Annotated in this window: 9 protein-coding genes and 1 pseudogene; 7 read left to right on the top strand and 3 right to left on the bottom strand. The window is 60.0% G+C overall.

Features of this window, described 5'->3' with window-relative positions:
• Nucleotides 1–53 precede the first annotated feature (53 nt).
• The 3 genes and pseudogenes from CAPSK01_RS09765 to CAPSK01_RS09775 form a co-directional block, all read left to right on the top strand.
• Nucleotides 54–629 (top strand): annotated as a pseudogene (locus CAPSK01_RS09765) (SDR family oxidoreductase); the annotation flags it as partial.
• Nucleotides 630–656: 27 nt separating this feature from the next.
• Nucleotides 657–1,541 carry a tRNA 2-thiocytidine(32) synthetase TtcA gene (gene ttcA / locus CAPSK01_RS09770; RefSeq protein ID WP_273703433.1) on the top strand — a complete coding sequence of 295 codons (885 nt, stop codon included), beginning with the start codon at nucleotides 657–659 and terminating at the stop codon, nucleotides 1,539–1,541.
• Between the two features lie 85 nt (nucleotides 1,542–1,626).
• The gene (locus tag CAPSK01_RS09775; RefSeq protein WP_273703434.1) at nucleotides 1,627–2,526 is read left to right on the top strand and encodes an adenylate/guanylate cyclase domain-containing protein; all 900 of its coding nucleotides are present in this window, start codon (nucleotides 1,627–1,629) and stop codon (nucleotides 2,524–2,526) included.
• A gap of 78 nt (nucleotides 2,527–2,604) precedes the next feature.
• On the opposite strand, the gene CAPSK01_RS09780 is transcribed toward CAPSK01_RS09775, so the two are convergent.
• On the bottom strand, nucleotides 2,605–3,312 hold the full coding sequence (locus CAPSK01_RS09780; protein WP_273703435.1) for a ComF family protein: 708 nt from the start codon (nucleotides 3,310–3,312) through the stop codon (nucleotides 2,605–2,607).
• Nucleotides 3,313–3,381: 69 nt separating this feature from the next.
• Between CAPSK01_RS09780 and bioB the strand changes: the two genes are divergently transcribed.
• The 4 genes from bioB to CAPSK01_RS09800 are packed head-to-tail and all read left to right on the top strand — an operon-like array spanning nucleotide 3,382 to nucleotide 7,799.
• Nucleotides 3,382–4,374, top strand: coding sequence for a biotin synthase BioB (gene bioB, locus CAPSK01_RS09785; protein WP_034925789.1), 993 nt, complete (start codon nucleotides 3,382–3,384; stop codon nucleotides 4,372–4,374).
• Between the two features lie 16 nt (nucleotides 4,375–4,390).
• Nucleotides 4,391–5,278: a malonyl-ACP O-methyltransferase BioC gene (gene bioC / locus CAPSK01_RS09790; RefSeq protein ID WP_034925790.1), complete on the top strand. Its 888-nt coding sequence runs from the start codon at nucleotides 4,391–4,393 to the stop codon at nucleotides 5,276–5,278.
• Nucleotides 5,253–6,647, top strand: a complete 1,395-nt coding sequence (locus tag CAPSK01_RS09795; protein WP_273703436.1) for an amino acid permease — start codon at nucleotides 5,253–5,255, stop codon at nucleotides 6,645–6,647. The genes bioC and CAPSK01_RS09795 overlap by 26 nt, the downstream gene beginning before the upstream one ends.
• A 27-nt stretch (nucleotides 6,648–6,674) precedes the next feature.
• Complete coding sequence (locus CAPSK01_RS09800; protein WP_034925793.1) at nucleotides 6,675–7,799, top strand: hypothetical protein; 1,125 nt, start codon at nucleotides 6,675–6,677, stop codon at nucleotides 7,797–7,799.
• On the opposite strand, the gene CAPSK01_RS22555 is transcribed toward CAPSK01_RS09800, so the two are convergent.
• Nucleotides 7,780–8,697, bottom strand: coding sequence for an alpha/beta hydrolase (locus tag CAPSK01_RS22555; RefSeq protein WP_273703437.1), 918 nt, complete (start codon nucleotides 8,695–8,697; stop codon nucleotides 7,780–7,782). The two genes, CAPSK01_RS09800 and CAPSK01_RS22555, sit on opposite strands and share 20 nt — an antisense overlap.
• 166 nt (nucleotides 8,698–8,863) lie before the next feature.
• Nucleotides 8,864–9,374: ISAs1 family transposase (locus CAPSK01_RS22560; RefSeq protein ID WP_273703438.1), on the bottom strand; the 511-nt coding region annotated here is incomplete at its 5' end.

Here is a 9,374-nt window from a genome sequence, read left to right on the forward strand (position 1 = left end):
CAATTAATCAATGACTTACCTCAAGGGCTCCGGGAAGGTCCGTCAGACCCTGTTCAGCGGCGTGTCTGCAGGCCGATCTGCGGGATCTCGCGACCTTGCCATGGCTGGTGGCCGGCACCGTGGATCGTTTCGGTCGCCTCGATGCCCTGGTGAACAACGCCTCAAGCTTCTTTCCGACACCTTTCGGCAGCATTGACCAGGCGGCCTGGGATGACCTGGTGGGCAGCAATCTCAAGGCCCCCCTGTTTCTGACCCAGGCTGCCGCGCCACATCTGCTGGCTGCGCGCGGCGCCGTCGTCAACATCACCGACATCCATGCCGAAAGACCACTCGCCGGTTATCCACTGTACTGCGCAGCGAAAGCGGGTCTGCTGGGGCTGACGCGTGCTCTGGCCATTGAACTGGGGCCGCTGGTACGAGTGAATGCCGTTGCTCCGGGGCCGATCCTGTGGCCTGAGGAGGGCTTTTTTGACAGCACCACGCGTGCAGCAATCGTGGCACATACCTTGCTGGAGCGCGCCGGCTGTCCGCAGGACATCGCCCGAGCGGTACACTATCTGCTTGAAGATGCGACCTACGTGACCGGTCAGGTGATCAATGTGGATGGCGGTCGCAGTGCGCATCTGTAATTCATCATGCCATTGGAAAGGGCCTGTTTGGAACCCTCGAATACCCTGCTGCGCCTGAGAAGGCGCCTTGAGAGCAAGGCCGGCAAGGCGATTGCCGATTACCACATGATCGAGGATGGTGATACGGTTCTGGTCTGCATTTCCGGCGGCAAGGACTCGTACACGCTGCTGTCGCTACTGATGGCCTTGCGCGAGCGTGCGCCGGTCGGTTTTCGCTTGATTGCCATGAACCTCGACCAGAAACAGCCGGGGTTCCCGGCTGACGTGCTGCCGCGCTATCTGGCGAAAATTGGTGTCGAGTACCGGATCGTCGAGCGGGATACCTATTCGGTGGTCAAGAGCAAGATTCCGGAGGGCAAGACGACCTGTTCGCTGTGTTCTCGACTGCGTCGTGGCATCATTTATCGTACAGCCAAGGAAATCGGCGCCAACAAGATTGCCCTTGGCCACCATCGCGATGACATCGTGCACACGCTTTTTCTCAATCTTTTCTTTGCCGGACAACTCAAGGCCATGCCGCCCAAGCTGGTCACCGACGACGGCGCGCATGTGGTGATCCGGCCACTGGCCTACTGCAGCGAAACGGACATCGCGCGTTTTGCGCGGGCTATGGACTACCCGATCATTCCCTGTAATCTCTGCGGCTCGCAGGACAATCTGCAACGCCAGAAGATTCGCGAAATGATGGCTGATTGGGACCGGCGCTACCCCGGACGCACCGAATCGGTATTTTCTGCGCTCCAGAAGATCGTTCCCTCACATCTGGCCGACCAGGCCTTGTTCGATTTCAGGGATCTGCGTCCCGGGACAGAGCTGACAAGCATGGCAGGAGGCGATTCGGTATTCGACCCGCAGCCCCTTGGCGATCACTGCTCATCGCCACAGCCAATTCCGCTACATGTCCGGCGATGAGCAGTCATTTCACCGGCGATGATGAACGGTTTGCCGAATGGATGCGGCAGGCCGATTCTCAAGGGCAAGACAGGGAGTATGATGCATGAGCAGCAAGGAAAGAATGCGGTCGATCGTGTTTGTTGCGGTCGCCGGGAGCCAAAGACTATTCGAGAAACTGGGTGGTACCGAGGCCCTGCACGCCGTTGACCGTTGCATGAAACGCATGCGCCGGGGCATCGACGGCTTTCACGGTCAGATCATGAAGGCCGGTCGGGACGACCTCACCGCGGTTTTCGCCAACGCCAACGATGCCTGCCAGGCGGCCATCGCCATGCAGCGGCGGGTCGCCGACCTGCCTCCCGTTTCCGGCGTTCAGTTGGCGATCAAGATCGGTTTTCACCACGGTGCAGTGATCGAGGAGAATGGTGAGTTCCTCGGCGATTGCGTGAACACCGCCGAATCACTGGCGGGGCTGGCCAGCGCCGGGCAGGTGTTGACCAACGGCGCAACATGGGCGCTGTTGTCGCCGCATCTGCAGTCATCGGCACGCCTCCTGAACAACCTCTCGATCCCCGGACAGCCTGCGGAACGGCAGGTCTTCGAAGTGCTCTGGCGAGAGCATGCGAGCGATTCTGCCAAAGTGATCGTCGATCATCTGCAGGTCCCTGTCAAGGAGCAGGAGTTGCGGCTCTGCATACGTTATGGCCGCTTTGTGACAGTGCTTGACAAGCAGCGGACCCGTCTGCTGATGGGCCGTGATGTGAGTTGCGAGATCGCAATTCACGATCGTCGTGCTTCGCGCAACCACGCCTTGATCGAGCGGCGAGGCGAGCATTTCGTAATCAAGGACACCAGTACCAACGGCACTTTCGTGACCATCAACGGTGAGCCAGAGCTGTTACTGAAACACGATGAGTTGGTCTTGCACGGCAGTGGCGTCATCGCTTTTGCCGCCCCAATGGGCAGTCCGGGCGCAGACATCGCCGAGTTCGAGCATCTTTGAGCAGGTCTGAACGCTGTTTCTGCACGTAATCCACAGGCGACAGGTCGCACCGGAAATCTTTTCCAGAGCGACTGGCGATTACACGGGCATGGTGCGGGCGACGACCAACAGTGCGACCTGCGCGGCGCCGTGCAACTTCAGCGTACGTGCCAATTCGTTCAGAGACGAACCGGTGGTCATCACATCGTCGACCAGGAGGAGTCGCTTGCCAGTGAAATCAGACGTGCAGTGAAAGGCCCCACGCACATTCCTTGCTCTTTCCCGCCAAGGCAGGTCAGCCTGGATGGCCGTGTGACGGATGCGGCTGCAACTGCGTTCGTCGATCGGAATCCGGCAGGCCTTGCCGACCGGGCGGGCGAGTTCAAGCGCCTGGTTGAAGCCGCGTTCGCGAAGGCGCATGGGGTGTAAAGGTAAGGGGATGATCAGGTCGGCAGCGCCGATTTCGCTGAGCCAGGCCAACTGGCGGCCGAAGTAGCTTGCGAGTGCCAGACGATGGCCATACTTGAATGACTGCACCAGCTTGTCAATCGGGAAGGCATAGCGAAAAGCGGCGGACGTGGCATCGTAGTACGGTGGCCTGGCGAGGCAGCGGCCGCAGACTTCGCCATGCGAGTTTGGCAGTGCACAGCGTGGACAGGCTGGCAACGGTGGTCTCGGCAAATCCGCCTCACAGGCTCGGCAGAGGAGGGTTTCGCCGCTGCCGGCGCCGCAAAGCAGGCAGTCTTGCGGCAGCAGGTGTACCCACGATCTGCGAATCAATCCGGCGCTTTGAGTTAAGATTGACATCTTTCAAGTGCTCGCAAGTAATTTGTATTGCCGAGCCTTAATTTACCCCAACCCTTAGGTTTACAGATCATGAACGCAATTCCTCAAGCCGCCGCGCTTACTCCCGAACACACCGCTGCTGCAGCCCGCACAGCGCGCTGGACTGTCGCCGAAGTCGAGGCGCTATACCAGCTCCCTCTGATGGATCTGATCTTTCGCGCACAACAGGTGCACCGCGAGCACTTTGACGCCAACGAGATTCAACTCTCGACGCTGCTCTCCGTCAAGACCGGTGGCTGTTCCGAGGATTGCGGCTATTGCGCGCAGTCCGCACGCTACAAGACCGAAACCGAGCGCGAAGACTTGCTGCCTCTCGACGAAGTCGTCGCCGCAGCACAGGCCGCCAAGGACAAGGGCGCCTCGCGTTTCTGCATGGGCGCTGCCTGGCGAGGTCCGAAAGACAAGGATCTCGCGAAAGTCAGCGAGATGATTCGTGCGGTCAAGGGCCTCGGCCTGCAGACCTGCGTCACCCTGGGCATGCTCAAGGACGGGCAGGCCAGTGAACTCAAGGAAGCTGGCCTCGATTACTACAACCACAACCTCGATACCGATGCCTCTTTCTATGGACAGGTGATCACCACCCACAAGCATGCCGACCGTATCGATACCCTGGGCCAGGTGCGCGAAGCCGGGATCAAGGTCTGCTCCGGCGGAATCATCGGCATGGGCGAATCGCGCCGCAACCGTGCAGCGCTGATTGCCCAGCTCGCCAATCTCAATCCGCCGCCGGAATCGGTGCCGATCAACAATCTCGTCCCGATTCCCGGTACGCCGCTGGCCGAGGTGGCGCCGATCGATGGTTTCGAGTTCGTGCGTACCATTGCTGCCGCGCGCATCACCATGCCGTCCAGTTTCGTTCGCCTGTCGGCCGGCCGTCAGGCGATGGCCGAAGAACAGCAGGCCCTGTGTTTTCTGGCCGGCGCCAATTCGATCTTCTACGGCGACAAGCTGCTGACCACCGGCAACCCCGAAGCCGACCGTGATCAAGTATTGTTCGAGAAGCTTGGGCTGCGGCCGATCTAACTGCCCCGGGTCGTCGATGAAAGCGCAGGCGCAGTTCGTCGAGCCGCGCCAGGTGCAACGAAATTTTGCGCGGGCGGCATCGACCTACGACGAAGTGGCGGTGCTGCAGCGCGAAATTGGCAGGCGCATGCTCGAACGCCTCGACTATGTGCGCATCGAGCCGCAGCGAGTCCTTGATCTTGGTTGCGGTACCGGCGCCAGTCTCAGCGCATTGCGCGAACGTTATCCCAAGGCATTGCTATTGGGCGTCGATCTTTGCGAAGCGATGCTGCAGGCCGGGCAGGCGCAGCGCTCGCGGCTGCGCTGGTTGCTCCCTTTCCTGCGCGGCAGGCCGCCACCGCTGCTGGTCGCAGATGCCGCCAGCCTGCCCTTGCCAGGACAGTCGATCGGTTTCATGTGGTCGAACCTGATGCTGCCCTGGCTTGACGATCCCCTGGCCGTGTTTCGTGAAGTGCATCGACTGCTTGCAGTCGAGGGGCTCCTGATGTTTTCGACTTTCGGACCGGATACTCTGAAGGAATTGCGCGCCAGCTTTCGCGATGGTTACGTTCATACCCAGCGCTTTACCGACATGCACGACTACGGCGACATGCTCGTCGAGTGTGGTTTCGCAGATCCGGTGATGGATGCAGAGGTGCTGACGATGACCTACGCGAGCTTCGACGATCTGCTCAACGATCTGCGCCACAGCGGTTCAAGCTGTGCGATGCGCGCTCGACGGCATGGCCTGATGGGACGATCAGCCTGGGCCGAGGTACGCGCCGCCTATCAACAACTCGCGAATGCCGGACGGCTGCCGGCGACCGTCGAAGTGGTTTATGGACACGCCTGGAAGGCACCGCCGAAAAAGACGACCGACGGGCGGGCAATCGTCCGTTTTGACCCCAAACAGCGCGTGCGCTGATTTGATCTGGAAGGGGCAACGGACACCGTCATCATCAAATCTCTATCCATCCCATTCCATCCCAAGATACAATCGCGGAATTCTTGCCGAAGGCATGCTTCCAATCAAACATCCGCTCAGTACCCTTTCCGCTACCTTCCTCGTCGTGGCCAGCATGTTGGGTACGGGAATCCTTACCACTACAGGAATCATACTTTCTCTGCTCAAGGCGCCGGAGGCGGTGATCCTTGTCTGGGTGATGGGGGGGATTCTGGCCTGTTTCGGCGCCTTCTGCTATGGGGTCATCGTCAAGGCTTTGCCCAAGAACGGGGGGGAGGCGATCATCCTGCGGGAATTCTTTTCCCCGGTCCTTGGGGAGATTGCTGGCTGGACGTCCTTTGTCGTCGGTTTTGCCGCCTCCAACGCGGCCACCTCGCTGGCCCTCGCTGCTTATCTGGATGCCGCACTTCCCCATCTTGCGCTGTCGCATGAGCTGGTAGCCTGCAGCACTCTCGTCTTGGTGACTGCGCTGCACAGTGTCGTGGGGCCGTCAGGCATACGAATCCAGACCTTGCTGGCCATCATCAAATTTTCTCTTCTGGCCGGCCTCGGTCTTTATGGATTGATGTTGGCCTCTCCCCACACGCCGGCCGATGTCGAGTCGGCATCCAGAATGGCGGGTTTCGGCCCCGACTGGGGCGTCGCCATGATGCTGGTCATGTTTGCCTATAGCGGTTGGAATGCTGCCATTTACGTCGCCGAGGAAGCACCCAACCCGGGGCGTACCGTGCGTAATGCAATGGTCATTGGGGCGATCATCACTCTTCTCCTTTATGTCACCCTCAACCTGGCGCTGCTCAACAGCCTGCCGACCACTGAAATAGATGGCGTCATCCCGGTTATGGCGATCCTGGTGAAATCGCTCTTCGGCACACAGGCCTCAGCCTGGTTCTCCGGAATCGTCGCCTTCGCTCTGCTTTCCTCCCTCGGCGCATCCGCTTTCATCGGGCCGCGGGTGCTGGCGACAGTGCTCTCCTGGTTGACGCCCCGGAAACCCACCTCCTCGCCCTCCGCCGAGGTTTCTCCCCAGTTTTTTTGGCTACAAGCAGGGCTCTCCATTCTGATGGTGATTACCGGCACCTTCGAGCAGATCCTCACGATAATGGGGTTCCTTCTCGGCGTCTTCCCGGTACTCTGTGTGCTGGGCATGTATCGGATCAAGGAACAGACGCCCGCTGTCGCCCGCTATCTGTTTGCTCCCTTGTTTGTTGGTGTCATGAGCATCATCCTGATCCTGGGTGCGGTGCAACGTCCCGCGGAAGTGAGCATTGCGCTGCTCCTGGTCTTCGCTTTTTCTCTCCTGCGCTTCGGCAAGTACCGATTCGCCTGATTCACTGGTTTCCGGAGATTCCTGCCCATGCCTCGTTCGCTACGCTGCCATCGCCATCTGGTTCTGATTGGGCTTTTCCTGGCGTTGTTGGGCGCAGGCGGATCTGCCCCTGCCCGTACTGCCGATTCGCTGGCCCGTGCCTACGCTGGCCTGCCAGACCCCCGGCAAGCCACCTCGAACGGCGTTCCGGAAGCCGGTGCGGCCTATGGCAAGACGGTGGACCAGTCGTGGATTGCTTACCGCAATAGTACTGGCCAACCGGCGGCAAACTGGGCGGCCAAGCATATCGCTGCACCGGCCGGTGGCACGGTTTTCTATCCCTTCGCTGGCCCAGACCTGGTGACGGTTGCCCAGTTATTCCCTGCCGCTGAGCGCTATGTGCTGGTGGCCATGCAGCCTGCCCAGCCACCGGTAGACCCATTGCAGTTGTCGGAAACCGCACGCCAGAGTTTCTACCGGAAGTTCAGTGGCGAGTGGCGGAAGTTCGGTCGCCTCGGTTTCTTTCGCACCAACGATCTGGATGCCGATGCCCGCGACAAGCAGGTCAGAATAGGTCTGACGCCTATCTTGATGGCCTTTGCTGCCCGCCTGGGATATACAGTGGTCGAGGTCTCTCCGATTGCCATGAGCCCGGAAACCGGCGAATTCGAGCCTCTCGTGAACGCGCGCACGGATGCCTGGAACGCTGTCCGGCTCACCCTCTCCCGGGCTGGGAAAACCGTGCGGGTCGATTATGTGCGCATGGATCTTTCCAATTCCCACCTGGAGTCCCACGAATTGTCGCGGGCCTGGATGGCACGCATGGCGCGCCATCCAGTGTTTCTCAAGGCCGCCTCCCATTTGCCCCAGAATGCCGGTTTCTCGATCATACGGGATGCTCTGGTGACGAATACCCCACTACTTGTACAGGATGAGACGGGCGTTGACTATCGCGAGTTGGGCAAGATCGGCGACGTGGCCTTGTATGGCCATTTCGAGCGGCCCCATCCCCTGTTCAATCCGAAATCCCAGCAATCCTTGGCTGCCGCCTATCGTGTCGGCAAGACCAGCGGCGAACTTCCCTTTTCCTTTAGTTACCAGAAGGGCAGCAATCAGCGATGTCTTCAGGTGGTTCGGCGGCGGGTCGTGGGAACTACGGCACAAGGTTACTGAAGACCCGGAGAGAGAAGTTCCGGACCAGAGTGTTGAAATCATCCGCAGCATCGAAGAAAAGCGCGTGGCCGGCGTCCTCGTAGACTTTGATTTCTGCCAGATCGGGTCCGCGCTTCCGACTCAGAGCAGCGGCCTGGTCACGCAGACGGGGCGTCACCGCGTAGAGGACCGGAACCTCTTGCCGGTTGACGATATCTCGCCAATAGGTACGCGGATAGGGTTGGGCGATCAATTCCATTGCAGCTTTGGGGGGGACTCCCAGGGCTGAAGCCAGTACCGCCTGACGTAAGGCTGGTGGCAGTGGCCGGCGGAAGAGGGAATCGCAGAAACCGGTGAGATAAGGGACACGTCGCTGCGGATCGGCCAGATTCTCCTGGCGTCGGGAGGGTCGAGGCGGCGGAGGGTTGCCCTCGCCTATCGAGTTGTCAATCAGGATCAGACCCCGCAACCGGGCCGGTCGGCGCTGCTCGATAAAATCCAGGGTTTCCAGGACACCCAGTGACCAGCCCGCCAGGATGAAATCGCCCACACCAGTTGCCGCTAGCAACTCATCCATATCCCGGAGGCGAATCTCGGGGCGATGGGATCCTTGGGACACCTGGGAAAGTCCCTGCGAGCGGGGGTCGAAGGCGATCACGCGGAACTCCCTGGACAAACCAGCCAGCTGCGCTTCGAAAACGGCCGCAGGCATCAGCCAACCAGGAACAAACAGCAGCGTGCGTTCACCTGAACCTGCCTCCAGGTAGTGGAGCTGCAATCCATCGGAAGTCTCAAAGTACCTGTCCATGGCGGCTGCCATACCCATCGCGCTGAAAATTCCTAGCGATACAAATACCCACCCCTGCCTCAGAGCCAATCTGAGGGCTGTCCTGTTAAGGAGATGGCCAAAGTCTCTCATGATGTCCTTGTGAGCCGCCTTCAGCCAGTCTGCTGGAGCGGGATGTTGAACGAAGCCGTTGCGCGGAGGATGCGGTGGCGATGCGCTCGCATGACAATGTGACCTCCCCCCCTCGACCGAGGGCCTTCCTCCTGAAGAAAGTGGAGGTCATCTTACGATGAGCACATCACCGGAAGCAACCCAGGGCAATCGCTTGCACAGAATTCATAATACTGTCTTGAGTCCGGTCGGAGAAAGCCAAAGTGATCAATGACTCGCGATAGCTCTCGTTTCGGTCGGCATGAAGACGGCGGCGGTTCAAGCCCATCTTGCAACCCTCTTCTTTGCGCAAGGGGGTCAGGACGAACTTGCGCAGAACGGAGAGGTTCCGCGCCGAGTGTCCCACACGGGCACGACACTGATCCTCGCGGAAGACCACCCCAAGCGTCCAGTGCAAGCCATTCTCGATGCCCCAGTGGCTACGGGAGGCCTTGGCAAACATGTTGACCGTTTGCACACCGCAGGAACCGATCGCGTAGCGCTGATCGACACTGGCCTTGTCGCCGATCTGCCGTATCGACTCGATCATGCCGACGCCGCCGAGTTTCTTCCACGCCGCACGCATGGACTGGCCCATCCCGCGGACGTCATTGATCCAGGTGTAGCGGCGGGTCTCGATTCGGCCATGATCCTTCTCG

This window comes from Candidatus Accumulibacter vicinus (assembly GCF_000584955.1).
GTDB classification, from domain to species: Bacteria; Pseudomonadota; Gammaproteobacteria; order Burkholderiales; family Rhodocyclaceae; genus Accumulibacter; species Accumulibacter vicinus.